This is a genomic window from Sanguibacter sp. TS_SC_8, from assembly GCF_055361235.1.
The window spans coordinates 1,706,173-1,731,714 of record NZ_CM143955.1; the positions used below are offsets into that span (position 1 = coordinate 1,706,173).

A 25,542-nucleotide genomic window follows, 5' to 3' on the forward strand; every position below is an offset into this window, starting at 1 on the left:
GGAGAGGCGACGGATGAGAGACGTCCCGGGAGAGAAAAAGAGCGACACGCGGAGCAGGTCGTTGATCGCTGCGGCCAGCCCGCCTAACGTCACGGATAGCACAACCTGACATAACTATAACCTTCTACTTGAGGGTGAGGGTTTTGGGTTCCCAGATCGAGAGGCACGGACGTGACAACTCCGCAAAACTACCTAGCAGTGATCAAGGTGGTCGGTATCGGCGGCGGTGGTGTGAACGCCGTCAACCGAATGATCGAGGTCGGCCTCAAGGGCGTCGAGTTCATCGCCATCAACACCGACGCCCAGGCCTTGCTGATGTCGGATGCCGACGTCAAGCTCGACGTCGGACGTGAGCTCACCCGCGGCCTCGGCGCCGGAGCGGACCCTGAGGTCGGCAAGAAGGCCGCCGAGGACCACGCGGAGGAGATCGAGGACGTCCTGCGCGGCGCCGACATGGTCTTCGTCACCGCAGGCGAGGGCGGCGGCACCGGGACCGGTGGCGCGCCCGTCGTGGCGCGCATCGCTCGCTCGCTCGGAGCCCTCACCGTCGGTGTGGTGACGCGCCCGTTCACCTTCGAGGGACGACGCCGCTCGACCCAGGCCGACGCCGGCATCGAGGCGCTGCGCAACGAGGTCGACACCCTCATCATCATCCCCAACGACCGCCTGCTGTCGATGTCCGACCGCAACGTGTCGGCGCTGGACGCGTTCCACTCCGCCGACCAGGTGCTGCTCTCCGGAGTCCAGGGCATCACGGACCTCATCACCACCCCGGGCCTGATCAACCTCGACTTCGCCGACGTGAAGTCCGTCATGCAGGGCGCGGGCAGCGCACTCATGGGCATCGGCTCGGCCCGCGGTGAGGACCGAGCGGTCCAGGCCGCCGAGCTGGCGATCTCCTCGCCCCTGCTCGAGGCGAGCATCGATGGTGCGCACGGAGTGCTGCTGAGCATCCAGGGAGGGTCCGACCTCGGCCTCTTCGAGATCAACGAGGCTGCGCGGCTGGTGCACGAGGCCGCCCACCCTGAGGCGAACATCATCTTCGGAACGGTCATCGACGACGCTCTCGGTGACGAGGTGCGGGTCACCGTCATCGCCGCCGGCTTCGACGGCGGGTCACCGCACCCGCGCAAGGACGCTCGTGGTCCGGGTCAGATCGCTGGATCCTCCGCGGGTGCCCCGCCGGTCGCCGCGCCCAGCCCGATCCAGCACGGCTCGGTCAACCAGGGGACCGTGCAGGCCGCGGTCCCCACGACGACCGGTGTGCACGCCCTCGCCCGTCCCGTCGTGCCGCTCGACTCCGGTTTCGACAACGCCGACTCCGCACCGGTCAACCCGGCCGCCCAGTACAGCGGATACGCCCAGCAGGGCCAGCAGCAGGGCCAGCAGCAGGCCCCCCAGCAGGCACAGCCGGCCTGGGCCGGGGACCAGCACGGCGGCCAGGTGCCGGCCTTCTTGTCCACGGACCCGGACGCCGTCCTGCGGACCGGGCAGCTTGAGGTCCCGCGCATCTTCGACGAGGAGAGGCCGCGCCGTCGCGTCGAAGAGCTCGACGTCCCGGACTTCCTCAAGTAGGTCCCGCTCCGCTGATCCGCACTGATCTGCACTGATCCGCACTGACATGGGCGCACCCACGATCCCGGTGCTCGAGGTCGACCTCGGGCCCGGGATCCGTGCGTTCTTCACCACCCGCCACGGCGGAGGCTCCAAGGAACCCTGGGCCTCCCTGAACCTGGGACTGGGGGTCGGCGACGAGGAGGCCGCAGTGCGTGCCAACCGCCGTCTCGTCGACGCGGTGGCCGGCGCCCCGGTGCGCTTCGCGACCCAGGTCCACGGGTGCGACGTCGCCACAGTGCACGGGTCACCTCACGTGTCACCGCACGGGTCACCGGCCCCGGAGTCGGCGCCGGAGGTCGACGTCCTCGTCACGAGCGCCCGCGGGGTGCCGCTCGGGGTCTACGTCGCGGACTGCGTCCCGGTCCTGCTGGCCGACTCCCGCGCCGGCGTGGTGGCCGTGGCGCACGCCGGGCGCCCCGGCGTCGAGCAGGACGTCGTGGGTGCGGCGGTCGCGGCGATGCTGGCCGCGGGTGCGCGGGCCCGGGACGTGCGCGCCGTCGTCGGCCCCGCGGTCTGCGGGAACTGCTACGAGGTGCCTCCCGACCTGGCGGCGCGGGTGGGCGAACGGGTCCCCGCGGCCGTGGCTCGGACCAGCTGGGGGACGCCCGCGCTCGACCTGCCCGGCGCGGTCGCCGCGCAGCTCGCGCTGGCCGGGGTCACCCGCGTGGAGCGGCTGCACCGGTGCACACGGACCGATCCCGCATTCTTCTCCCACCGCCGGTCGAGCGCGGTCGGGCGGCCCGCCGGGCGGTTCGCCGGCGTCGTCGTGCGAGGCTGAACGCGGCCGAATCTTCTTTCTCTGCTGGCGTGTCGCGCGGTGGCCCTCCGTGCGCTGGGCTAGCGTGGAGCAAGCGTCAGCATCCGGGAGACCCGGGATGGGCGGAGACACCGAGGTAGAACGGAGAGTTGGCGATGGCCGGAGCGCTACGCAAGACGATGCTGTACCTAGGCCTCGCGGATGATCGAGGCGAGGAAGTCCACGACGAGTACGCGGAGTACGACGACTACGACGAGGTGGCGAGCGACGTGACGCCCGAATACGAGGCTCAGGTGACACCGATCAACCGCTCCGTCTCCCGCCGCGAGGCGCCTGCCGCCCCCGCGCCGTCGACCGAGCTGCGCAGGATCACCACGGTCCACCCGCGCTCCTACAACGACGCGCGCGTCATCGGCGAAGCCTTCCGCGCCGGGACCCCCGTCATCATCAACCTCTCCGACATGGACGACGCCGACGCCAAGCGTCTCGTAGACTTCTCCGCCGGGCTGATCTTCGGTCTGCGCGGAGCCATCGAGCGGGTCACCAACAAGGTGTTCCTCCTCTCGCCCGAGCACGTCGAGGTCTCCGGACCCGAGCGCCCTGCTGAGAAGCAGGCCGGTCGCCCCGGTTTCTACAACCAGAGCTAAGACGTGATCTGGAGCCTCCTGGCACTTGTGTGCTTCTTGTACCTGCTGGCGCTCTTCGGCCGGGTGATCTTCGACTGGGTGCAGGTGTTCTCCCGGGACTTCCGCCCCAAGGGGATCCTCCTCATCCTCGCTGAGGTCTTCTACACCCTCACCGACCCGCCGGTGAAGTTCCTGCGGAGGTACATCCCCCCACTGAGCATCGGCCAGCTGCGCATCGACGTGGGATTCTTGATCCTGTTCGTCGGCGTGTCGTTCTTGCTCCAGTTCTTCAACATCATGGCTGCGCGATGAGGACCACAAGTCCGGAGGCGCGCACTCAGCCCTGACGAATGTCCCACCGATCGCTCTCCCGGTGCATGCGCCGGGGTGATAGTCCGCTACCGTGACCAGTGGCGGTCGGTGGATTGACCGAACAGACCAGAGCGAGTATTCGAGGTGAAAACGATGGTGGCACTGCTCACAGCAGATGACGTCCTGACCAAGAAGTTCCCGGCAACCAAGTTCCGGGAAGGGTACGACGTCGTAGAGGTTGATGACTTCCTGGACGAAGTCCTCAACACCCTTCGGGAGCTGTATGCCGAGAACGACGATCTCAAGGCAAAGCTTGAGGCGTCCGAGCGACGGGTCGCGGAGCTGAGCCGTGCCAGCGCACAGCAGTCCGTGCCCGAGCCCGCGGCAGTCTCGATCGAGAAGGTCGTCGCGGAGCCGAAGCCGGAGCCCGTCGCCGCACCCGCGCCTGTCGCGGCCCCGGTGGCACAGCTGGCCCCGCGCGAGCCGGAGATGGCCACGGGCATCATCCAGATGGCCCAGAAGCTGCATGACGACCACGTCCGGGCCGGCCAGGAGGAAGGCGACCGCCTGATCTCCGAGGCGAAGTCCGAGGGATCTCGGATCGTCCGCGAGGCTGAAGAGACCTCGCAGCGGACCCTGACCCAGCTCGAGCAGGAGCGCTCGCTCCTGGAGCGCAAGATCGACGAGCTCCGCATCTTCGAGCGCGACTACCGCACCCGCCTGAAGAGCTACCTGCAGAACCTGCTCGGCGATCTCGACAACCGGGCCAGCGCGCTGCCCGGTCACGCTGACCAGGCCAAGCAGGGCATCTGACGAAGAACTGGCTGGTCACACGGCCTGATCTACACCCTTAGCACGTCCCTCAGCCGGTGCACCCGATTCCTCTCTCCGCTCAAAGCGGCGTGGTGGATTGCGTGCACCGGCTGAGGCGATTAACCTCGGCTCACTTCGATGAAAGAGGCCGTGATGTCGATCCGTGACGCAATCAGCAACGCTCCTGCCAAGGAGCAGTTCCCGACCCTCGCCAAGGACGTCAAGACGTTCCCGGTCCGAGATGGCGAGACGCCGTGGTCCACCAAGGAGATCGAGATCCTGGCAGACGAGCTCATCGTCGAGAACGTCAGGCTCCAGGCCGAGCTGGCCACAGCCGACCAGGAGCTCTCCGACCTGCTGCGCAACTCCGGTGACGGGGCGGGGGACGACCAGGCCGACTCCGGGTCGTCGGCGCTCGAGCGTGAGCAGGAGCTCACCCTCGTCAACAACACCCGTGACCTGCTCACCCAGAACAGCCGGGCGCTCAGCAGGATCGCCGCCGGGACCTACGGCACCTGCGAGTCCTGCGGGCAGGCGATCGGCAAGGCCCGCCTGCAGGCCTTCCCCCGGGCCACCCTGTGCGTCACCTGCAAGCAGCGGGAAGAGCGTCGCTGACCACCTGTCCGTGACGTCCCGCGGTCGTCGAGGGGAGCCTCTGCGCCGCTGGACGTGGGACACTTGCGCGTGATGCCTGAGATCGAGAAGACCCCCGTGACCGAAGAACCCGGACCGACGCCGGTGCGCAGCCCCGTGAAGGTGCTGGCGTTCATCTGCGGGTTGGCCGCCGTCGTGCTGGCCGCCGACCAGCTCTCCAAGATGTGGGCGCAGTCGACGCTCGACCTGGGCGCACCGCCGAAGCCGCTGATCGGCGAGCTGATCCAGCTCCGCCTCATCTACAACCCCGGCGCCGCGCTGTCCATCGCGAGCGGCATGACCTGGGTCCTCACCCTGCTCTCGGTCGGTGTGGTCGTCTTCATCGTCCTCATGTCGCGCAAGATCGCCTCGCCCGCCTGGGCCGTGGCACTGGGCCTCGTGCTCGGCGGAGCGCTCGGGAACCTCCTCGACCGGCTCTTTCGGGCGCCGGGGTTCCCCAACGGACACGTCGTCGACTTCATCGACTACGGCCCGTTCATCGGGAACGTCGCCGACATCGCGATCGTCCTCGCTGCCGCCGGCATCGCCGTGCTGGCCTTCATCGGTATCGGTCCGGACGGCACGCGCCAGGGTGCCGACGCTCCCGAACCCGTCACCACGGAGCCTGAACCCGTCACCACCGAGCCTGAACCTCTCACCACCGACCCCGAATCGAGCGAGTCCTGATGCCCGCCGTGCGCACCTTCCCGGTCCCCGACGGGCTGGTCGGCGAGCGGGTCGACGCCGCCCTCTCACGGATGCTCGGCCTCTCCCGCACCGTCGCCGCGCAGATCGCGGCCGACGGCGGGGTCCAGATCGACGGCCGCCCGGCCGGCAAGTCGGACCGCCTCCCGGCCGACGGCTGGCTCGAGGTCGAGATCCCCGACGCCCCCACCCAGGCCGGCCCGGTGATCGTGGCCGAGCCCGTCCCCGGGATGACGATCGTCTATGACGACGACGACGTCGTCGTCATCGACAAGCCGGTGGGCGTCGCCGCGCACCCCTCGGTCGGCTGGACCGGGCCGACCGTCGTCGGCGCGCTCATCGCCGCCGGCTACACGATCGCGACCTCCGGGGCCGCCGAGCGCCAGGGGATCGTGCACCGCCTCGACGTGGGCACCTCCGGGCTCATGGTCGTGGCCAAGAGCGAGCACGCCTACTCCGTCCTCAAGCGTGCCTTCAAGGAACGCACGGTCGAGAAGGTCTACCACGCCCTCGTCCAGGGCCACCCCGAGCCGACCAACGGCACCATCGACGCCCCGATCGGGCGCCACCCCAACCACGACTACAAGTTCGCCGTCGTGGCCGAGGGCAAGCCGTCGGTGACGCACTACGAGGTGCTCGAGATGCTGTCGGCGGCCTCCCTCGTCGAGGTCCACCTGGAGACCGGGCGCACCCACCAGATCCGGGTGCACTTCTCCGCGATGCGCCACCCCTGCGTGGGGGACATCACCTACGGGGCCGACCCCACCCTCGCCGCGAAGGTCAAGCTCAGCCGGCAGTGGCTGCACGCCAAGCGGCTCGGCTTCGCCCACCCGTCCACGGGGGAGTGGCTCGAGGTGTCCAGCGAGTACCCCCAGGACCTCGCCGACGCGCTCGAGACGGTCCGTTCCGCCTACCGGTAGCAGCCGTGGGGCGTGGGTGAGACGAGCCACACGGCGGTCCGGACGGGTCGGGCGCTGACCCGGCCCGCGAGCCGATCTAGACTCGTGCCATGTCGTCTGCTGCGACCTCGGCCTCCGAGGACTTCGTCCACCTCCACGTCCACACCGAGTACTCCATGCTCGACGGCGCGGCCCGGCTGGGGGACCTCTTCGCCGAGACCAACCGGCTCGGCCAGAAGGCCATCGCCACGACCGACCACGGCTACCTCTTCGGTGCGTACGACTTCTGGAAGCAGGGCACGGCGGCCGGCGTGAAGCCGATCATCGGGGTCGAGGCCTACGTCACGCCGGGCACGTCCCGCAAGGACAACACCCGGGTGCGCTGGGGAGACGCCAGCCAGGCCTCCGACGACGTGTCGGCGCGGGGTGCGTACACCCACCTGACGATGTGGGCGAAGGACAACGAGGGCCTGCACAACCTCTTCCGGATGAGCTCCCTGGCCTCGCTCGAGGGCCAGATGGGCAAGTGGCCCCGGATGGACCGCGACCTGCTGCAGACCTACGGCAAGGGGATGATCGCCTCGACGGGCTGCCCCTCCGGGGAGGTGCAGACCCGGCTGCGGCTGGGCCACTACGCCGAGGCGGTCAAGGCGGCCGGCGAGCTCCAGGACGTGTTCGGCAAGGAGAACTTCTACGTCGAGCTCATGGACCACGGCCTCGACATCGAGACCCGGGTGTTCAAGGACCTGCTCCGCATCTCCCAGGACATCGGCGCGCCCCTCGTGGCGACCAACGACCTGCACTACGTCAAGCAGGAGGACAGCCACTCCCAGGAGGCGCTGCTGTGCATCAACTCCGGGTCGACCCTCGCGGACCCGGACCGCTTCAAGTTCGACGGCGACGGCTACTACATCAAGTCCGCAGCCGAGATGCGCCGGCTCTGGAAGGAGCTGCCCGAGGCCTGCGACAACACCCTGCTCATCGCCGAGCAGTGCGAGGTCTCCTTCAACACCAACGCCAACTACATGCCGAACTACCCCTGCCCGCCGGGGGAGGACGAGACCTCCTGGTTCATCAAGGAGGTCGAGGCCGGGCTGCGCTACCGCTACCCGGCCGGGATCCCCGACGCGGTCCGCCAGCGCGCGGACTTCGAGACGAAGGTCATCGTCCAGATGGGCTTCCCGGGGTACTTCCTCGTCGTCGCGGACTTCATCACCTGGTCCAAGGACAACGGCATCCGCGTCGGCCCGGGCCGTGGCTCAGGAGCCGGGTCGATGGCCGCCTACGCCATGCGGATCACCGACCTCGACCCGCTCCAGCACGGCCTGATCTTCGAGCGCTTCCTCAACCCCGACCGCGTGTCCATGCCCGACTTCGACATCGACTTCGACGAGCGCCGCCGTGGTGAGGTCATCCGTTACGTCACCGAGAAGTACGGCGAGGACCGCGTCGCGCAGATCGTGACCTACGGCACGATCAAGGCGAAGCAGGCCCTCAAGGACTCGAGCCGGCTGCTCGGTCTGCCGTACGCGATGGGTGAGAAGCTCACCAAGGCGATGCCGCCGGCGATCATGGGCAAGGACATCTCCCTCACCGGGATCTTCGACCCGGCCGACAAGCGGTACAACGAGGCCGAGGAGTTCCGCCAGATCCACGCGGCCGACCCCGAGGCGCAGCGCGTCGTCGAGCTCGCCAAGGGCATCGAGGGGCTCAAGCGTCAGTGGGGCGTGCACGCCGCCGGCGTCATCATGTCCAGCGAGCCGCTGATCGACATCATCCCGATCATGCGCCGCCCCCAGGACGGCGCGGTCATCACCCAGTTCGACTACCCCAAGTGCGAAGAGCTCGGGCTGATCAAGATGGACTTCCTGGGGCTGCGCAACCTCACGATCCTCGACGACGCCCTCGAGAACATCGTCATGAACGGCCAGGAGCCGGTCGAGCTCGAGACGCTCACCCTCGACGACCCGGCCACCTACGCGCTGCTCGGGCGCGGTGACACCCTGGGGGTGTTCCAGCTCGACGGCGGCGGGATGCGCACCCTGCTCAAGCTCATGCGCCCGGACAACTTCGAGGACATCTCCGCCGTCGGCGCCCTCTACCGGCCCGGGCCGATGGGCGCCAACTCCCACACCAACTACGCGTTGCGCAAGAACGGCCTGCAGGAGGTCGTCCCGATCCACCCCGAGCTCGCCGAGCCGCTCGAGGCGACCCTGGGGATGACGCACGGCCTCATCGTCTACCAGGAGCAGGTGATGTCCATCGCCCAGACGGTCGCGGGATTCTCCCTCGGCCAGGCGGACATCCTGCGCCGCGCGATGGGCAAGAAGAAGAAGTCCGAGCTGGACAAGCAGTTCGAGGGCTTCTCGGCCGGGATGGTGGAGCGCGGGTTCTCGATGGCCGCGGTCAAGGCGCTGTGGGACGTCCTGCTGCCCTTCTCCGACTACGCCTTCAACAAGGCGCACTCGGCGGCCTACGGCGTCGTCTCGTACTGGACGGCCTACCTCAAGGCCAACTACCCGACGGCCTACATGGCCGCGCTGCTCACCAGCGTGCGCGACGACAAGGACAAGTCCGCGCTCTACCTTAACGAGTGCCGTCGGATGGGCATCACCGTGCTGCCCCCGGACGTGAACTCCTCCTCGGCGAACTTCACCGCCGTGGGCAAGGACATCCGCTTCGGCCTCACGGCCGTGCGCAACGTCGGCGCGAACGTCGTCGACGCGATCGTGGCGTCGCGGGAGGCGAAGGGCGAGTACACCGGCTTCACGGACTTCCTCGACAAGGTCCCTGCCGTGGTGTGCAACAAGCGCACGATCGAGTCCCTCATCAAGGCCGGGGCCTTCGACTCCCTCGGGCACCCGCGCCGCGCCCTCCAGGTGGTCCACGAGCAGGCCGTCGACTCGGTGATCGGGGTCAAGCGCAAGGAGGCCGAGGGGCAGTTCGACCTCTTCGCCGGCTTCGGCGACGACTCCGACGACGGGATGTCCTTCAGCGTCGACATCCCCGACCTGCCGGACTGGGACAAGAAGCAGCTGCTGGCCTTCGAGCGGGACATGCTCGGCCTCTACGTCTCCGACCACCCGCTCTCCGGCCTCGAGCACGTCCTCGCCCAGTCCGCAGAGGTCTCGATCGCGACCCTGCTGACCGACGAGGGCCGCGCGGACGGGTCGACCGTGGTCATCGCGGGCCTCATCACGTCCCTGCAGCGCAAGATGTCCAAGCAGGGCAACCCCTGGGCGGCGGTGACGATCGAGGACCTCGACGGCGGTGTCGAGGTGATGTTCTTCGGCGAGACGTACCTGGCGTACTCGACGATCCTCGCCGAGGACCAGGTCGTGGTCCTCCGCGGCCGCGTCCGACGCCGCGACGAGACGATGCAGCTCCAGGCGATGGAGGTGTCCCTGCCGGACATCTCGAACGGGTCGGACGCCCCGGTCGTGGTGACCCTCGCGGAGTCACGCTGCACCCAGCACGTCGTGGAGCGGCTGCGGGAGATCCTGCGCACCCACCCCGGCAGCACCCCGGTGCACCTGAGCCTGACCAGCCCCGGACGGACCAAGATCATGCGGGTCGAGGACGCGCTCCGGGTCCAGCGCAACCCCTCGTTGTACGGCGACCTCAAGGCGCTGCTCGGCACGAGCTGCCTGCCCTCATGAGCCCCACCGCCTCGCTGGACCGCTTCCAGGTGATCCCGGCCGCCTACGTGATCTTCCGGCGCACCCACGGCGGCGTCGAGCAGCTGCTGCTGCAGCTGCGCCAGAACACCGGGTACATGGACGGGCACTGGGCCTGCGGTGCGGCCGGGCACGTCGAGCAGGGGGAGTCGGTGCTCACCGCGGCCGTGCGGGAGGCCCGCGAGGAGCTCGGGGTCGACGTCGACCGCCGTGACCTGAGTCCTGCCACGGTCATGCACCGCACGACGGCAGGCGGAGGCCCGATCGAGGAACGCGTCGACTTCTTCTTCGAGTGCCGCACGTGGTCGGGTGAGCCCGCGCTGCAGGAGGCGGACAAGGCACTCTCGCTGCGATGGTTCGACCTCGTCGCGCTCCCGGACCCGGTCGTCCCCCACGAGCACTACGTGCTCGACCGCCTCCGCGCCGGGTCCTTGGACCCGGTGGTGACGTTCGGCTTCTGACCCTGGGTCGGCAACCCGTCGGTCCACCTGCTCGCCGCATGCTCGCATAGACTCGCCGGTGTGATCCACGAGCGACTGATCGATCGGCGACCCATCCATCTCACCCCCGAGCAGCAGGTGTTCGTCACCGAACGCCACCTCGCCACGCTCACGACGCTGCGCGCCGACGGGTCCCCGCACGTGGTGCCGGTGGGCTTCACCTGGGACCCCGACGCCGGCGTCGTGCGGATCACCACCAACGACGGATCGATCAAGCGCAAGAACGCCGAGCGGCCCGCCGCCGACGGCGCACCGCCTCGGGCCGCCGTCTGCCAGGTGGACGGTGGGCGGTGGATCACCCTGGAGGGCACGATCACCGTCTCCCGCGAGCCTGAGGAGATCGCCGAGGCCGTGCGCCGGTACGCCCGGCGCTACCGCGAGCCCGCGGAGAACCCCAGCCGGGTGGTCCTGCTCCTCACCCCGGACAAGGTCATGAGCTCGAGGTACATGTCCCGCTGAGGCTCAGGCGACCGTGGCCGAGGTGGAGCCGGCGGGGGAGTCGACGACGACCACGTCGCCCTTGTGCAGCTGACGTCCGCGGCGGATGTCGACCTCGCCGTTGACGGAGACCTCACCGTCGGCGATGAGCTCGCGCGCCTGCGCGCCGGACTCGGCAAGGTTGGCCAGCTTGAGGAACTGCCCCAGCCGGATGATGTCGTCAGAGATCTCTACGTGGTCCATGGACCTATCCTCTCGCGAAACGTGAGCGACCCGGTCCCTGACCGGGTATCACCTAGGTGGCCAGGGCTCGCGCGCCTAGGATGGGGGAGTGATCAATCGACTGGACCTGCGTGGTCGCTCCCTGACAGCCCGTGAGCTCATCGAGGCGCTGCCGCGCGCGGAGGTGCGCGTCGAGGACGCCGCCGAGCGCGTGGCCGGCATCATCGAGGCGGTCCGTGCCCACGGCGCGACCGAGCTCCGCGACCTCGCCGAGAGGTTCGACGGCGTCCGCCCGGTTGACCTCCGCGTCCCCGCCGAGGCTCTGGAGACGGCCGTGCGCGGCCTGGACCCGGCCGTCCGCGAGGCGATCGAGGAGTCGATCGTCCGGGTCCGCGCGGTGCACAGCGCGCAGCGACCCCAGGACTTCGTCGTCGACCTCGCCCCCGGGGCCCAGGTGCGTCAGCGCTGGATCCCGGTCGGGCGCGTCGGCCTCTACGTCCCCGGCGGCCTCGCCGTCTACCCGTCCTCGGTGATCATGAACGTCGTCGCCGCGCAGGAGGCGGGAGTCCGCTCGCTCGCCGTCGCCTCGCCCCCGCAGCAGGAGAACGCCGGCCTGCCGCACCCGACCATCCTCGCGGCCTGCGCGCTGCTCGGCGTCGACGAGGTCTACGCCGTGGGCGGCGCCCAGGCGATCGCCATGTTCGCCTACGGCGCCCGCGGCAGCGAGCCGCAGGACGGGGCGATCCTCTGCGAGCCGGTCAACGTCGTCACCGGCCCGGGCAACGTCTACGTCGCGGCGGCCAAGCGTCTGGTGCGCGGCGTCGTCGGGATCGACGCCGAGGCAGGGACCACCGAGATCGCCATCCTGGCCGACGGCGGGGCGAACGCCGACCACGTCGCCGCGGACCTCATCAGCCAGGCCGAGCACGACCCGGCCGCCGCGTCCGTGCTGGTCACCGACTCCGTCGAGCTGGCCGGTGCGGTCGAGGCCCGCCTGGTCGACCGCACCGAGGCGACCCGGCACTCCGCCCGGGTGGGGCAGGCCCTCGCCGGGCCGCAGTCGGCCATCGTCCTCGTCGACTCCATCGCCCACGGAGTCGAGGTGGTCAACGCCTACGGTGCAGAGCACCTGGAGATCCAGACCGCCGACGCCGCCGCCGTCGCGCTGGAGATCACCAACGCCGGGGCGATCTTCGTCGGACCGTACTCCCCGGTGGCCCTGGGCGACTACATGGCCGGCTCCAACCACGTGCTCCCCACCGGTGGCTGCGCGCACTTCGCGAGCGGTCTCGGCGTGCACAGCTTCATCAAGGCCGTGCAGGTCATCGAGTACTCGGCCGACGCGCTCAAGGAGATCTCGACGAAGATCGTCGCCTTCGCCAACGCCGAGGACCTCCCCGCCCACGGCGAGGCCGTCCAGGTCCGCTTCTGACCTACCCCCACCCCCCCCACTCCCGCTGAGTGTACGAAGATGTGCGTGTCGCCCCGGCGTGTCGCGGACATCTTCGTGCACTCAGCGGGCGGGGCTGGGAGGGGCGGGGCAGCTGTCGGGTGGTGTGGGCTGGGCCGTTGGGAGGGGGCGTCATGAAGGACGGGCTGACTGTTCGGCTGTTGCTGACCGTGGTCCTGGCGCTCCAGGCCTGGTTTCTCGTCTCGGTCGCTCTGGCGGTGCATTCCTTCAACCTGACGGACGGCGCGGGAGACCCGATCAGGGACGGTGCCGCGCTCTGGGCGCTGCCGTCGCCGCGTGTCCTGCTGGTCGGGATCGCCGGCGTCGTCGTCGCCGGCGGGACGATCGGGGCATGGCTGCGGGTGCGCGGCAGCTCGATCCTGCGGACCACCTCGACGGTCTTCCTGGTGCTCTCGGCAGTCGTGAACGGCGTCGTGCTCAGCGTGGCGGTCTCCGGGGGACTGTGGATGGTCGTCTGGGCACCCGCGGTGCCCCTGGCGCTGCTGTGCGCCGAGTGGCGGAACGGCCCCCGCACGGCCCCCACCGGCCTGCGCTCCCCCCACAGCCTCTAGCCCCTCCCACCGACCCACACCGCTGAGTGCGGGGAAATGCACGCACTTCACCGGCGTGTCGCGCGTATTCTCACGCACTCAGCGGGTCCGACGGGGGCGGGGCGGGGCGGGGGATGGGCGGGGGGATGGGCAGGGGGATGGGCGGTTGGGCGGGTGGGTTACTGGAGGGCGAGGGTCAGGGGGAGGACCTCGCGGGCGCCGGCGGTGAGCAGGAGCTGGCCGGCCACCGTCAGGGTCCAGCCGGAGTCGGTGTAGTCGTCGACGAGCAGGATCGAGCGCCCGGCGAGACCGCCGAGGGCCGCGTCGGAGAGCTCCAGGACGAGGCGGTCGCCCACCCCGGCCAGACGCATGGCGGAGTTCACGTCGTGGCGCCCCGGAGCCTCGTGGCCGGGACGCGGCCCGATGGTTCCCACGAACGGCTTGGTCAGGTAGGTCGCCAGGCCCCGCCCCAGGTGCTGGGCGAGAATCGGGCGGGTCGCCGACCGCACGACGACGATCCCGTCCACCGCCTTGCCTGCCGGCCAGGCCTCGAGCACCTGCACCGCCGCGCGGCGCAGTGCGACCGGGGTCTCGCCGTCGGGCGTGGCGGGGGCGAAGAGCTCACGCAGCGGCTGGGACCAGCCGAGGCCGTCCAGGCGGGCGATCGCGCGCCCGGGCGCGACCAGCGCGTCGGCCGCGAGCTTGCCCTTGACGTCCATGCCGAGGGAGGCCATGCCCGAGGGCCACATCTTCCGCGGCTCGATGACGACCCCGGGGGTGTCCATCGCGGTCCGGGCCTGCGCGACGTGCTCGGCGGTCGGCGCCGCGGGCACGGTCACGCCACCGCAGTTGTCGCACCGCCCGCAGCGCATGCCGGGCTCGAGCTCGGGGTCGTCCAGCGTCCGGCGCAGGAACGCCATCCGGCACTGGTCGGTCGTGATGTAGTCGACCATCGTGGCCTGCTCGGCGAGGCGGGCCTGCTCGACGCGGGCGTACCGGTCCCCGTCATAGGCCCAGCCCTGACCGGTCGCCTCCCATCCGCCCTTGACCCGCTTGACCACGCCGTCGACGTCGAGCACCTTGAGCATCATCTCCAGGCGGGAGCGGGTGAGGTCGACCTGGGTCTCGAGCAGCTGCGCGGACTGCGTGCCACCCCGGGACAGGGCGTCGAGGGTGGCGCGGACCTGGTCCTCGCGCGGGAAGGCCAGGGAACCGAAGTACTCCCAGATCCGGCGGTCCTCCTCACCGGGCAGGAGCACCACGAGGGCGGAGTCGACCCCACGCCCGGCACGCCCGACCTGCTGGTAGTAGGCGATGGGGGAGCTGGGTGCTCCGACGTGGACGACGAAGCCGAGGTCGGGCTTGTCGAAGCCCATGCCGAGCGCGGAGGTGGCGATGAGCGCCTTGACCCGGTTGGCCTTGAGGTCGGCCTCCAGGGCCTCCCGCTCGGCCGGGTCGGTGCGCCCGGTGTAGGCGGCCACCGCGATGCCGGCGTCCTTGAGCTGGGAGGCGATCTGCTCGGCGACCGAGACGGTGAGGCAATAGACGATCCCCGATCCCTGGGTGGACCGCAGCATCTCCAGCAGCCAGGCGACGCGGGTGGGCTGGTCCTTGAGGCGAAGCACGCTCAGGTGCAGCGACTCGCGGTCCAGCCCGCCGCGCAGCACGAGCACGCTGGACCCGTGCGCGCTCTCCCCGGTGACCTCGAGCTGCTCGGCGACGTCCTGGGTGACGCGGGAGTTGGCGGTGGCGGTCGTGGCCAGGACGGGGATGCCCGCGGGGAGGTCGGCGAGCAGCGTGCGGATGCGACGGTAGTCGGGGCGGAAGTCGTGACCCCAGTCCGAGACGCAGTGAGCTTCATCGATGACCACGAGGCCCGCGTCGGCCGCCAGGCGCGGCAGCACCTCGTCGCGGAAGCCCGGGTTGTTGAGCCTCTCGGGGGAACAGAGAAGAACGTCGATCTCCCCGGCGGTGATCTGCGCGTGGATCTCGTCCCATTCGGTGACGTTCGCGGAGTTGATCGTCGCGGCCCGGATCCCGGCCCGCTCGGCTGCCGCGATCTGGTCCCGCATGAGCGCCAGGAGCGGGGAGATGATGATCGTGGGACCCGCGCCGCGAGCCCGCAGGAGCGCGGTCGAGACGAAGTAGACGGCCGACTTGCCCCACCCGGTCCGCTGGACCACGAGGGCCCGGCGGTGGTCACGGACGAGCGCGTCGATCGCGGTCCACTGGTCGTCGCGGAGCGCGACGTCGTCCCGCCCGACGAGGCGCCGCAGCGCCGCCTCGGCCTCCGGGCGCAGGTCCTCGTCAGCGTCGACGAGCCGGCGGGCCGGGGCGGGTGGCGTCGGTGGCATGGCCGGGACCGCCGGTCCGGGCGCCGCCGACCGTGCTGTGGCTGATGGTGCTGCGGACGACCGCGGGGAAGACGACCGTGCTGCGGACGGCTGCGTCGAGCGCGGCGCGGCGCGCCCGCCGGAGTACCCCTCCTCGGGTTCGTCGAAGACCGGCTCGTCGAAGAAGGGCACGTCCTTGTAGGGGTCGTCGTCGAAGGAGGTCGAGGGCTGCGTCGAGGTCACGGGTGCCTTGTCTGTGCGGTCTGTGCGGTCTGTGCGGTCGGTACGGTCTGGACTGTCTGAACGAGCTGTGTCGGTCGTGGTGGAGGCAGTCATGGCTACCGCTGGAGCTGCGGCGATCGGGACCGGCGGCGCGGCGACGGGCGATGAGGGGGGCGCGACGACCGGGGCGACCGGGGCGACCGGGGCGTCCTCCGCCTCCGCCCCCTCGTCCTCGTCCTCGTCCTCGTCTTCGTCGAACTCGTCCTCGGTGGAGTCGACACCCGGGAGCGACGTCTCGTCGGCGTCGCGGGCGAACCCGGGGGTCTGCCACGACAGAGCGGGGCTTCCCGCGCCACCGGTCCCGCCCGCGCCGTCGTCGGGTACGGGCGCGCTCACGAGGTTGCGGGCGTCCACCGACGAGGATCCCCAGGCGGGCTCGTCGCTCATGATCGGTGGGCGGCGCGGTGTCGTCGGCAGCTTCGACCAGTCGGGTTCGACGCCCCACCGCTTGGGCCCCTTGGGCTTGAACCGCGCCGGGGCCGCGCCAGTCTCCGCCGCGCCGGCCTCCTCTGCCCCAGACTGAGCCGCGCCGGTCTCCGCCGTGCCGGCGCCGTCGTCGGGCGTCGGGGGAAGGGTGGGCTCGCCGTGGGTGGTCATGCCCCCAGCCTAAAGACCCCGGGCCCGCGCGTTCGACCCGGTGCGGCGCCTGTGGACGGGCGGGAGGCCGATATGGACGCGCGCAAGACGAGGTGGCGCTGTTCTCTAGACTGGGGGGGTGATCCCCGCAGCCAGCCCTCAGCCCGTGAACCTGCCGATCCGCCCCGATCTCGCGGGCGAGACGCCCTACGGCGCCCCCCAGCTCGACGTCGCGCACCTGCTCAACGTCAACGAGAACCCCTACGGCCCCGGTCCCGAGGTCGTGGCCACGATCACCGAGCTCGTCGCCGCCGCAGCCGCCGGTCTCAACCGGTACCCCGACCGCGACTTCCCCGCCCTGCGCCAGGACCTGGCCGACTACCTCGCCCGGGAGTCCGGGGTGCGGGTGGCCAAGGAGCAGATCTGGGCGGCCAACGGGTCCAACGAGGTCATGCTGCACATCATGCAGGCCTTCGGCGGACCGGGGCGCACGGCTCTGTCCTTCGCACCGACCTACTCGATGTATCCCGAGTACGCCCGGGACGCCCACACCACCTGGGTCGCCGGACGGCGCGAGACGGACTTCACCCTCGACCCTGCGGTGGCGATCGCCACGATCCGTGAGCACCAGCCCTCGATCATCATCCTCACCAGCCCGAACAACCCCACCGGGACGGCGCTGACCACCGAGGTGATCGTGGCGGTGTGCGAGGCGGCCCTCGCGCTGGACATCGACGGCGCACCCGCTGTCGTCGTGGTCGACGAGGCCTACGGGGAGTTCCGCCGCACCGGCGTGCCCTCGGCGATGGAGCTGCTGGCTCGTTTCCCGAACCTCGCGGTGAGCCGCACGATGTCGAAAGCCTTCGCCCTGGCCGGCGCGCGCCTCGGCTACCTGGCCGCCTCGCAGGGCTTCGTCGACGCGCTGCGCGTGGTGCGCCTGCCCTACCACCTGTCCGCTGTGACGCAGGCGACGGCGCGCGGCGCGCTGGCGCACGCCACGACGCTGCTCGCCCGGGTAGATTCGTTGCGCGCGGAGCGCGACGCGACGCTCGCGTGGCTGCGCGCGCAGACGTATCAGGGCTCCCCGCTGCAGGCGGCGGAGTCCGACGCGAACTTCGTGCTCTTCGGCACGTTCGACGACCGCCACGCCGTGTGGCAGGGTCTGCTGGACCGGGGTGTGCTCATCCGTGAGACAGGCCCCGAAGGTTGGCTGCGCGTATCGATCGGTACGCCGCAGGACATGGACGCGTTCAAGGACGCACTGGTGGAGGTGGCAGGGCTGTGAGCGCTGATCAGGCAGGACGCCGCGGGCGGATCGAGCGGACGACGAGCGAGTCGAGCGTCCTGGTCGAGATCAACCTCGACGGGACGGGCCGCACAGACATCTCCACGACCGTCCCGTTCTACGACCACATGCTCACCGCGCTGGGCAAGCACTCCCTCATCGACCTCACGGTCAAGGCGACCGGCGACACCCACATCGACGCCCACCACACCGTCGAGGACACCGCCATCGCCCTCGGTGAGGCGCTGCGCATCGCCCTCGGTGACAAGTCAGGGATCGGCCGCTTCGGCGACGCCCTCGTACCCCTCGACGAGGCGCTCGCCCAGGCCATCGTCGACGTCTCCGGGCGCCCCTACCTCGTCCACTCGGGGGAGCCCGCCGGCCAGGAGTACCACCTCATCGGCGGCCACTTCACGGGGTCGCTGACCCGGCACGTGCTCGAGTCGATCGCGCACCACGCGGGGATCTGCATCCACATGCGTGTGCTCGCCGGCCGCGACCCGCACCACATCGTCGAAGCGCAGTTCAAGGCCCTCGCCCGGGCGCTGCGCGCCGCCGTCGCCCCGGACCCCCGGGTCGAGGGCATCCCGTCCACCAAGGGGGCACTGTGACCATCTCGGACCGTCCCGACGACGACCTCCCCGAGTCCTTCCCCGGGGACCTCAGCGGCGACTTCACCGTGCCCGACGACGTCAGCTCGCTCTCCGACGCCGGCGCGCCTCCCGCCGGGGACCCGGCCGACGAGCAGGACGGCGCCGGCTGGCAGGAGGCGGCCGTCGCCGCCCCCACGCCCGCGGCCGAGGCGCCCACGCACACGATCGCGATCATCCTCACCCAGGTGGCCACGGCCGAGGCCCTCGCCGCGGCCTGCGCCGTGAACAAGATCGTCGTCGACGCCGTGACGTCACCGCTCGGTGCCTACGCCATCTGCCGCGACACGTCCGAGGGCGCGCCGGCCGAGCTCGCCGGCGCCGTCTCGGCGCTGGTCAAGACCGTCCCGCTGATCCTCTTCGAGGCGGCCGGCGGCCAGGTGAAGGCGAGCCGGTGGCAGGGCGGGACACGCCTCGGCGACATGCCCGCGGCCCTCGTGCTCGACGGCGCGCCGCACGAGTTCGAGGACCTGCTGCTGGGCACCACCTCCGTGCACGACCTCCCCGGCGTCGTCTCGAGCGCCGGGATGTCCCGCTGGAAGGCCATGCGCACCCTCTCCGGCAACGTCCGCAAGCGGCGCGGGGGCAAGTGACATGACGAGCGTCGTCGTGCTCGACTACGGCTTCGGCAACGTCCGCTCCGCCGTGCGCTCCCTCGAGCGTGCGGGGGCGACCGTCGAGCTCACCGCCGACCCCAGGGCCGCGGCGGAGGCCGACGGACTGGTCGTCCCGGGGGTGGGGGCCTTCGCCGCCGTGATGAAGGGGCTGACCGCGGTCAACGGCGGCCAGATCATCGAGCGCCGCCTCGCCGGCGGCCGCCCGGTGCTCGGCATCTGCGTGGGCATGCAGGTCATGTTCGACGCCGGCGACGAGCACGGGCAGCACACCGAGGGGCTGGGCCAGTGGCCCGGCCTGGTGGACCGCCTCGAGGCGCCCATCGTCCCGCACATGGGGTGGGACACGGTCGAGGCCCCCGCCGGCTCGGTGCTCTTCGACGGGATCGGCGACGAGCGGTTCTACTTCGTCCACTCCTACGCCGCGCGCACCTTTGTGCTCGGCACCGACGAGCCGGCCTCGAGCCGCTTCAAGCCACCGCTGGTGACCTGGTCCGAGCACGGCGGGCGCTTCGTCGCGGCCGTCGAGAACGGACCGTTGTCGGCGACCCAGTTCCACCCGGAGAAGTCCGGCGACGCGGGTGCTCAGCTCCTGCGCAACTGGCTCACCACCCTCTGACCGCCGGCCCCGACCTGCGGGTCGGAGCGGGCATCGTGATCGTCGTCTTGTTCTCTACCGGTTCCCCGAGAGGATCCTCTTCGTCATGTCTGACCGCCTCGTTCTCCTTCCCGCCGTCGATGTCGCCGACGGACAGGCCGTCCGCCTCGTCCAGGGCGAAGCCGGCTCCGAGACCTCCTACGGTGACCCGTTGACCGCTGCCCTGGACTGGCAGTCCGGCGGCGCCGAGTGGGTCCACCTCGTCGACCTCGACGCCGCCTTCGGGCGCGGCTCCAACGCCGAGCTGCTGGCCGACGTCGTCGACCGGCTCGACGTCCTGGTCGAGCTCTCCGGTGGCATCCGCGACGACGCCTCCCTCGAGCGCGCGCTGGCGACCGGCTGCGCGCGTGTCAACCTCGGCACGGCCGCCCTGGAGAACCCGGACTGGACCGCGCGTGTGATCAGCGAGTACGGCGACAAGATCGCCGTCGGCCTGGACGTGCGCGGCACCACGCTCGCCGCCCGGGGCTGGACCGAGGACGGGGGAGACCTCTGGGAGGTCCTCGCCCGCCTCGAGGAGGCCGGCTGCTCCCGCTACGTCGTCACCGACGTGACCAAGGACGGGACGCTGCGCGGACCGAACATCGACCTGCTGCGCGACGTCGTGGCGCGCACCGACGCCCCCGTCGTCGCCTCGGGCGGCATCTCGAGCCTCGACGACCTCGCCGCGCTGCGCGAGCTCGTCTCGGCCGGGGTCGAAGGCGCGATCGTCGGCAAGGCGCTCTACGCGGGCGCGTTCACGCTGCCCCAGGCGCTGGACGTGGCCGGGCGGCCATGACCGCCGAGGGTCCGCGGAGCGGGGCGCACGGCGTCGACGACAGCGCGGGCGCCGACGCCGGCGCCGGGGAGTCGACCGGGCGTGCGCTGCCGGGGGCGTCGCCCTTCGCCGGCGACGACGGCTCGGCGGACCCCGAGCTCGCGGACCTGCTGACGCGGTACGCGTCCGGGGCGGGGTCGCTCGCGGAGATCGTCGCGCGGCTCGCGACGGTCCGGGTCCTCATCCCGATCCTCGCCGAGCTCGACGTCGCCGGCGAGGGCGACCACGGTCTCCAGGTCGACAAGGTGGCCTCGGCCGGCGTCGTCGCGCTCGAGGCGCCCGACGGGCGCACCGCGCTCCCGGTGTTCTCCAGCGTGGCCGCGATGGCCGCCTGGCGCCCCGACGCGCGCCCCGTGCCCGCTGACGCCGCTCGGGCGGCGCTCTCGGCGGTCGCGGAGGACTGGGCCCTCCTCGTGCTCGACCCGGGTGGTCCGGTGAGCGTCCTCGTCCCGCGCCCCGCGGTCTGGGCGATCGCCCGGGGCACGGCGTGGTTCCCGGCCGTCGAGGGCGGTCTCGTCGCCCCGGAGGTCGCCCAGGCGATCGTCGACGCCGTGTCCCCGGTCGGATCCGTCGCGCGGGTGTCGGCGGCGCCCGGGCGCACGGCGGAGGTCGCGGTGGTCCTGGGCATCGACGCGGGCCTGACCCGCGCCCAGCTCACCGGCGTCCTCGCCGAGGTCAACGCAGCGCTCGGGGCCAGCACCCTCGTCAGCGAGCGGGTGGATTCCCTCGAGCTGCGGGTCGGTCGCGCAGACTGACGACCGTGCACGTCCGACGACTGGCGCAGAGCTACCCGCGGTGGGTGATCCGGTGGGTCAGCAGGCCCATGGCGGAGGGGAGAAGTCGGCGGTGGGTCGGCGCATAGCGGCGGCGCAGGACGCATCCGGTCGTGAGGACTGCCAGCGCGAGGACGATCTGCCCACCGAGGATCGCCCGGTTGATGTCGATCGTGGGCTGCCAGTGGACCCCCGAGTCGTCGATGACGACGACCCCCAGGGGTTTGACGGCCGCCCCGAAGCCACCACCACCACCGTAGCCGTCCCCGTTGCCCGAGGCGTCCAGCCCGGCGCGGTGCGTGCCGCTGCCGGTGGCGCCCGTGTCCTTCGCGTCGTCGGTGGCTCCCGGCCCGGTCTGGCCCGCGACGAGAGTCCCGCCGCCGTACCCGGAGCCGGTCCCTCCCATGACCCGCGCGACCGGGATCACCCGGACGCCGTCCCGTTCGTACGCCGGCCCGAAGGCCCGGGTGACGCTCAACGTCTCGTGGGCGGCTTTGGTGATGAAGGCGGGGTTGTGGCGGCCCTTGCCCGTCCCGCGTTGTGTGCTCGCTTGTCCTGGTGCTTCCGTGTCGTCTGTCATGATTTCAGGCTAAGCCCATCGACGACGTCCGGACACTGGTGGCATCCGGGGCGTGGTCGGAGCGGTGAGGCTCAGCAGACGGGTTGGGCCTGCTCGGTGAAGCCGGCGTCGTCGGCGAGCAGGCCCTGCAAGGTGCTCACCGGGACGAGGTAGGAGTAGCCGTCCGAGCTCTTGGCGTAGACGATCCCGATGACCTGTCCGTCGGCGTCGAGGGCGGCCGATCCTGAGCTGCCCGGCTCGACGGTCGCGTCGGTGAGCAGGACCTGCCCGAGGTTGGCGTTGAGCGGGTCGGACGTGTACTCGATGAGCGTGCCCTTGGTCACCGTCAGCGCGCCACCGTTGGGGTACCCGATGACCGTCACGGCGTCGCCGGGCTTGGGATCGGTCGGGGCCAGCGACGGGTAGGCGTCGAGGTCTTCGACGGTCCGCACCATCGCGAGGTCGGCGAGGTCGGCCGTGGACGAGGTCTCCACGCTCACGTCGCGCCCGTCGTACGTGCTCAGCTGGAGGTTTCGGTTGGCGTCGACGACGTGCCGGTTGGTGATGAGGGTCCGTGAGTCGATCGCGAACCCGGTTCCCCGCACGACGCCGTCGCACCCGACGTTGCGGATCCGCACGGCCATCCGTTGCGCCTTGCCGAAGCCGTCGGGGGAGAGGTTGCCGATGTCGTCGGGAAGCGTGCCGACGCCCTGGGACGGGACGACCGTGTCCGGCATCGGCTCGGGGAGCGCGGGCACCATCGAGCACCCACCGAGCACCAGGAGCAGGCCCAGCGCCACCGCCCCGCGAGGGACCCGACCCGGCCGTGCGGTGCGCGGGGTCGTGCGGGGGGGCATGCGGTGGGTCGTCGCGGTCCGGTCTGTCATCACTCCTCCGCGAGGTCTTGCTGGAGGGAGTTGTAGGAGTTGATCGCGGCCGTGCACAGGGTGTTGGCCTGGTCGATCGAGGTCTGCAGCACCTCGGGGGTCGCGCTGTCCGGGACGGTGAGGTACCCCAGCACGGTGCCCTGCGCGGCGACGCAGTCCCCGAGCGAGGCCGACACGTTGAGGGCCTCCTGGGCGACGGCCTGGATGTCGGAGGCGAGGATCTTCTGGCTCTCGCGGTCGTCGCCCACCTGGGCCTTCTCGTCCGCGAGCTCGGTGATCCGGGTCTGTGCCGTCGCGAGCTGTTCGCGGGCGAGGGTGAGCTCGGCCGTGATGCCGCCCAGGTCGGTGGTGAGGTTGGCGACCTTCTCCCCGAGCATCCGGGACTCGCTCTCCCACTCCGCGCTGCGGTCGTTCCACTGGTTCGACAGCACCGCGAGGTAGGAGCCTGCGCCGAGGGCGGCGACGAGCAGGACCGCCAGCACGATGACGACGATCGGGGATCGTCGTCGTCGGACAGGGGTGATGGAGTGCTCGCCCGCACCGATGAGGTGCGCACCCTCGACGACCGGGCGCCCTGAGACCGGAGCGGAGATGGGGGTGTCGAAGGACGGGGTCGACGCCGGCGGATAGCTCTTCGGTGCCGGGTCCGCGGACGTGGTCTGCTCGCCGCCCGGCTCGGTGTCACCCACGGGTGCGTGTGTGCCGCGGGCTTCAGCGCCGCTCAACTGACGGCACCGGTGAACGTCTCTCCGGGGCCTTCGCCCAGCGCATCGGGGTAGATCGAGGCCTCGCGGAACGCGAGCTGGAGGGACCGCAGCCCGTCGCGCAGGGATCGTGCGTGCTGGTTGCCGATGTCGGGAGCTGACGCGGTGACCAGGGCGGCAAGGGCGTTGATGAGCTTGCGCGCCTCGTCGAGGTCGAGCAGCTCGTGCGCGTCCTCCCCCTCGGCGAGCCCGCACTTGATGGCTGCTGCGCTCATCAAGTGGACGGCGGCGGTGGTGATGACCTCGACCGCCGCGACGTCCGCGATATCGCGTGTCGCCTGGGGTGCGAGGTCTTCGAACGTCGTCGTGTGGTGCGTGTGCTCTGCGGTCATGCACCTAGTGTCACAAACGTTCATGGTTCGTGGCGACCATAGACCACAGGTCGGCCCACAGATCCACACGAACTTCACTCCGATCCACGACCGGAGCGCCCCGCGCGGGCAGGCGGTGCCGTGCCCGGTGCCGTCTCGGGTGCCGTGTCCTGGGACACCACGAGGGCCAGGACCTAGGGGTCCTGGCCCTCGCTGGCCCTCGCTGGCCCTCGTCAGTCGCCGTCAGCCGCCGGTGGCGGCTCGGTGTCCGGTCGTCGGGGCTGTGGCGCCCGCTAGCGGGGTGTCGCCAAGATCACTCGCCGACGCCCACCGGCTCGGCTGCCGCCGCTGCCGACTCGACACCGCTGCCGACGCGCTCGCGCAGTGCCGCACCGAGCTTCTCGTCGACGCAGGTCCAGTACCAGAAGAAGCGCTCGAGGATCGCCAGCGAGGTGATCGAGTCACCCTGACCGGTGAGGGTGTCCAGGAACCGTGCCTTCGCCGCGTCGTCGTAGACCTCGCGGTAGAGCGTGCCGGCCTGGCCGAAGTCGCTGTCCTCGGAGCGCAGGGTGGCGGCGGCGCGGGTGAGCTCGCCGTCGTTCTCCCAGCTGCCCATGCCGGCGCGTGCCTCGTCGGCCACCGGACCACCGAAGGAGTTCGGTGCGTAGACCGGGGTGGACGGGGAGTTGAAGCCGTGGCGGCCGGACCCGTCCTGGGAGTAGTTGTGGACCGGTGCGGCGTGCGGGGAGTTCACCGGGATCTGGTTGTAGTTCGCGCCGACGCGGTACCGCTGGGCGTCAGGGTAGGAGAACACGCGGGCCATGAGCATCTTGTCCGGGCTCAGGTCGATGCCCGGGACGGTGTTCGCGGGGGAGAACGCCGCCTGCTCGATCTCGGCGAAGAAGTTCTGCGGGTTGCGGTTGAGAGTGTGCGTGCCGACCTTGATCAGCGGGTAGTCCGCGTGCGGCCACACCTTCGTGATGTCGAAGGGGTTGAAGCGGTACGTCTTGCCCTCTTCGTACGGCATGACCTGGACGAACACGTCCCAGGACGGGAAGTTGCCCTCATCGATGGCCTCGTAGAGGTCACGGCGGTAGTAGTCGGCGTCCGCGCCGGCGATCTGCTCGGCGACGTCCGCGGTCATCTCGACGTTGCCCTGGTTGGACTTGAAGTGGTACTGCACCCAGAAGCGCTCGCCCGCGGCGTTGATCCACTGGTAGGTGTGCGAGCCGAAGCCGGGCATCTCCCGCCACGACCGCGGCAGGCCGCGGTCGCCCATGAGGTAGGTGACCTGGTGGGCGGACTCGGGGGAGAGGGTCCAGAAGTCCCACTGCATGTCCGCGTCGCGCAGGCCGGAGCCGGGCAGGCGCTTCTGCGAGTGGATGAAGTCGGGGAACTTGATGCCGTCGCGGATGAAGAACACCGGGGTGTTGTTCCCGACGATGTCGTAGTTGCCCTCGGTCGTGTAGAACTTCACCGAGAAGCCGCGGACGTCGCGCCAGGTGTCGGGGGAGCCCTGCTCGCCGGCGACGGAGGAGAAGCGGGAGACCGTCTCGGTCACCGCGCCCGGCTGGAAGACGGCGGCCCGGGTGTAGGCCGAGACGTCCGCCGTGACCTCGAACGTCCCGAAGGCGCCGCCGCCCTTGGCGTGCACGATGCGCTCGGGGATCCGCTCCCGGTTGAACTGGGCGAGCTTCTCCACGAGGTAGCGGTCGTGCAGCGCGGTCGCGCCGTCCGGGCCGGCGGTGAGCGAGTGGGCGTCGCTGGGGACCGGCGTACCGGTCTGGGTGGTCGTGAAATCTGTCATGGAGCACTCCTTCTACAGGGTGTGGG

The 25,542-nt window shown here is 70.8% G+C and carries 26 protein-coding genes; 19 read left to right on the forward strand and 7 right to left on the reverse strand.

Annotated elements, in window-relative coordinates; genetic code table 11:
• The first annotated feature begins 171 nt into the window (after positions 1–171).
• The 11 genes from ftsZ to ACWA15_RS07760 all read left to right on the forward strand — a co-directional run bounded on the left by ftsZ (position 172) and on the right by ACWA15_RS07760 (position 10,998).
• The gene (gene ftsZ / locus ACWA15_RS07710) at positions 172–1,575 is read left to right on the forward strand and encodes a cell division protein FtsZ (protein ID WP_464058982.1); all 1,404 of its coding nucleotides are present in this window, start codon (positions 172–174) and stop codon (positions 1,573–1,575) included.
• 46 nt (positions 1,576–1,621) lie between these two features.
• Positions 1,622–2,395: a purine nucleoside phosphorylase YfiH/LACC1 family protein gene (locus ACWA15_RS07715; RefSeq protein WP_464058984.1), complete on the forward strand. Its 774-nt coding sequence runs from the start codon at positions 1,622–1,624 to the stop codon at positions 2,393–2,395.
• Between the two features lie 134 nt (positions 2,396–2,529).
• Positions 2,530–3,021 carry a cell division protein SepF gene (locus tag ACWA15_RS07720; RefSeq protein WP_464058986.1) on the forward strand — a complete coding sequence of 164 codons (492 nt, stop codon included), beginning with the start codon at positions 2,530–2,532 and terminating at the stop codon, positions 3,019–3,021.
• A gap of 3 nt (positions 3,022–3,024) precedes the next feature.
• Positions 3,025–3,312 carry a YggT family protein gene (locus tag ACWA15_RS07725; protein ID WP_464058988.1) on the forward strand — a complete coding sequence of 96 codons (288 nt, stop codon included), beginning with the start codon at positions 3,025–3,027 and terminating at the stop codon, positions 3,310–3,312.
• 156 nt (positions 3,313–3,468) lie between these two features.
• Positions 3,469–4,125 (forward strand): DivIVA domain-containing protein, encoded by a 657-nt coding sequence (locus tag ACWA15_RS07730; protein ID WP_464059446.1) that lies wholly within the window; start codon positions 3,469–3,471, stop codon positions 4,123–4,125.
• Between the two features lie 153 nt (positions 4,126–4,278).
• Positions 4,279–4,740 carry a TraR/DksA family transcriptional regulator gene (locus ACWA15_RS07735; RefSeq protein WP_464058989.1) on the forward strand — a complete coding sequence of 154 codons (462 nt, stop codon included), beginning with the start codon at positions 4,279–4,281 and terminating at the stop codon, positions 4,738–4,740.
• A 72-nt stretch (positions 4,741–4,812) separates the two neighbouring features.
• The gene (lspA, locus tag ACWA15_RS07740) at positions 4,813–5,445 is read left to right on the forward strand and encodes a signal peptidase II (RefSeq protein WP_464058990.1); all 633 of its coding nucleotides are present in this window, start codon (positions 4,813–4,815) and stop codon (positions 5,443–5,445) included.
• The gene (locus ACWA15_RS07745) at positions 5,445–6,383 is read left to right on the forward strand and encodes an RluA family pseudouridine synthase (protein WP_464058991.1); all 939 of its coding nucleotides are present in this window, start codon (positions 5,445–5,447) and stop codon (positions 6,381–6,383) included. Before lspA ends, ACWA15_RS07745 begins: the two co-directional genes overlap by 1 nt.
• An 89-nt stretch (positions 6,384–6,472) precedes the next feature.
• Entirely contained in the window at positions 6,473–10,021 is a 3,549-nt protein-coding gene (gene dnaE, locus ACWA15_RS07750; RefSeq protein ID WP_464058993.1) for a DNA polymerase III subunit alpha, read from the forward strand.
• Positions 10,018–10,500, forward strand: coding sequence for an NUDIX hydrolase (locus ACWA15_RS07755; protein WP_464058995.1), 483 nt, complete (start codon positions 10,018–10,020; stop codon positions 10,498–10,500). Before dnaE ends, ACWA15_RS07755 begins: the two co-directional genes overlap by 4 nt.
• A gap of 60 nt (positions 10,501–10,560) precedes the next feature.
• A complete protein-coding gene (locus ACWA15_RS07760; protein WP_464058996.1) occupies positions 10,561–10,998 on the forward strand; it encodes a pyridoxamine 5'-phosphate oxidase family protein in 438 nt (145 codons plus the stop codon).
• A gap of 3 nt (positions 10,999–11,001) precedes the next feature.
• On the opposite strand, the gene ACWA15_RS07765 is transcribed toward ACWA15_RS07760, so the two are convergent.
• Positions 11,002–11,220, reverse strand: a complete 219-nt coding sequence (locus ACWA15_RS07765; protein WP_464058997.1) for an RNA-binding S4 domain-containing protein — start codon at positions 11,218–11,220, stop codon at positions 11,002–11,004.
• Positions 11,221–11,308: 88 nt separating this feature from the next.
• On the opposite strand from ACWA15_RS07765, the gene hisD reads away from it, so the two are divergent.
• Complete coding sequence (gene hisD, locus ACWA15_RS07770) at positions 11,309–12,631, forward strand: histidinol dehydrogenase (protein ID WP_464058999.1); 1,323 nt, start codon at positions 11,309–11,311, stop codon at positions 12,629–12,631.
• Positions 12,632–12,783: 152 nt separating this feature from the next.
• On the forward strand, positions 12,784–13,221 hold the full coding sequence (locus ACWA15_RS07775; protein ID WP_464059000.1) for a hypothetical protein: 438 nt from the start codon (positions 12,784–12,786) through the stop codon (positions 13,219–13,221).
• 158 nt (positions 13,222–13,379) lie between these two features.
• Here ACWA15_RS07775 and ACWA15_RS07780 read toward each other — a convergent pair whose 3' ends face one another.
• Complete coding sequence (locus tag ACWA15_RS07780; RefSeq protein WP_464059447.1) at positions 13,380–15,554, reverse strand: RecQ family ATP-dependent DNA helicase; 2,175 nt, start codon at positions 15,552–15,554, stop codon at positions 13,380–13,382.
• Positions 15,555–16,533: 979 nt separating this feature from the next.
• On the opposite strand from ACWA15_RS07780, the gene ACWA15_RS07785 reads away from it, so the two are divergent.
• The 6 genes from ACWA15_RS07785 to ACWA15_RS07810 all read left to right on the forward strand — a co-directional run bounded on the left by ACWA15_RS07785 (position 16,534) and on the right by ACWA15_RS07810 (position 21,170).
• A complete protein-coding gene (locus ACWA15_RS07785; protein WP_464059448.1) occupies positions 16,534–17,676 on the forward strand; it encodes a histidinol-phosphate transaminase in 1,143 nt (380 codons plus the stop codon).
• Positions 17,673–18,287 carry an imidazoleglycerol-phosphate dehydratase HisB gene (gene hisB / locus ACWA15_RS07790; RefSeq protein WP_464059001.1) on the forward strand — a complete coding sequence of 205 codons (615 nt, stop codon included), beginning with the start codon at positions 17,673–17,675 and terminating at the stop codon, positions 18,285–18,287. The genes ACWA15_RS07785 and hisB overlap by 4 nt, the downstream gene beginning before the upstream one ends.
• The gene (locus ACWA15_RS07795; RefSeq protein ID WP_464059002.1) at positions 18,284–18,919 is read left to right on the forward strand and encodes a hypothetical protein; all 636 of its coding nucleotides are present in this window, start codon (positions 18,284–18,286) and stop codon (positions 18,917–18,919) included. The genes hisB and ACWA15_RS07795 overlap by 4 nt, the downstream gene beginning before the upstream one ends.
• Position 18,920: 1 nt before the next feature.
• Positions 18,921–19,559 carry an imidazole glycerol phosphate synthase subunit HisH gene (hisH, locus tag ACWA15_RS07800; RefSeq protein ID WP_464059003.1) on the forward strand — a complete coding sequence of 213 codons (639 nt, stop codon included), beginning with the start codon at positions 18,921–18,923 and terminating at the stop codon, positions 19,557–19,559.
• Between the two features lie 85 nt (positions 19,560–19,644).
• Complete coding sequence (gene priA / locus ACWA15_RS07805) at positions 19,645–20,376, forward strand: bifunctional 1-(5-phosphoribosyl)-5-((5-phosphoribosylamino)methylideneamino)imidazole-4-carboxamide isomerase/phosphoribosylanthranilate isomerase PriA (RefSeq protein WP_464059005.1); 732 nt, start codon at positions 19,645–19,647, stop codon at positions 20,374–20,376.
• On the forward strand, positions 20,373–21,170 hold the full coding sequence (locus ACWA15_RS07810; RefSeq protein WP_464059007.1) for an SseB family protein: 798 nt from the start codon (positions 20,373–20,375) through the stop codon (positions 21,168–21,170). Before priA ends, ACWA15_RS07810 begins: the two co-directional genes overlap by 4 nt.
• 31 nt (positions 21,171–21,201) lie before the next feature.
• Here the strand turns inward: ACWA15_RS07810 and ACWA15_RS07815 are convergent, their stop codons facing one another.
• From ACWA15_RS07815 to ACWA15_RS07835, 5 genes are all read right to left on the reverse strand, one after another.
• On the reverse strand, positions 21,202–21,768 hold the full coding sequence (locus tag ACWA15_RS07815; protein ID WP_464059009.1) for a hypothetical protein: 567 nt from the start codon (positions 21,766–21,768) through the stop codon (positions 21,202–21,204).
• A 71-nt stretch (positions 21,769–21,839) separates the two neighbouring features.
• The gene (locus ACWA15_RS07820) at positions 21,840–22,634 is read right to left on the reverse strand and encodes a S1 family peptidase (protein WP_464059010.1); all 795 of its coding nucleotides are present in this window, start codon (positions 22,632–22,634) and stop codon (positions 21,840–21,842) included.
• Entirely contained in the window at positions 22,634–23,323 is a 690-nt protein-coding gene (locus tag ACWA15_RS07825; protein ID WP_464059011.1) for a hypothetical protein, read from the reverse strand. Before ACWA15_RS07825 ends, ACWA15_RS07820 begins: the two co-directional genes overlap by 1 nt.
• A 32-nt stretch (positions 23,324–23,355) precedes the next feature.
• Complete coding sequence (locus tag ACWA15_RS07830; protein ID WP_464059013.1) at positions 23,356–23,730, reverse strand: DUF1844 domain-containing protein; 375 nt, start codon at positions 23,728–23,730, stop codon at positions 23,356–23,358.
• Positions 23,731–24,022: 292 nt separating this feature from the next.
• Positions 24,023–25,516 carry a catalase gene (locus tag ACWA15_RS07835; RefSeq protein WP_464059014.1) on the reverse strand — a complete coding sequence of 498 codons (1,494 nt, stop codon included), beginning with the start codon at positions 25,514–25,516 and terminating at the stop codon, positions 24,023–24,025.
• Positions 25,517–25,542 lie beyond the last annotated feature (26 nt).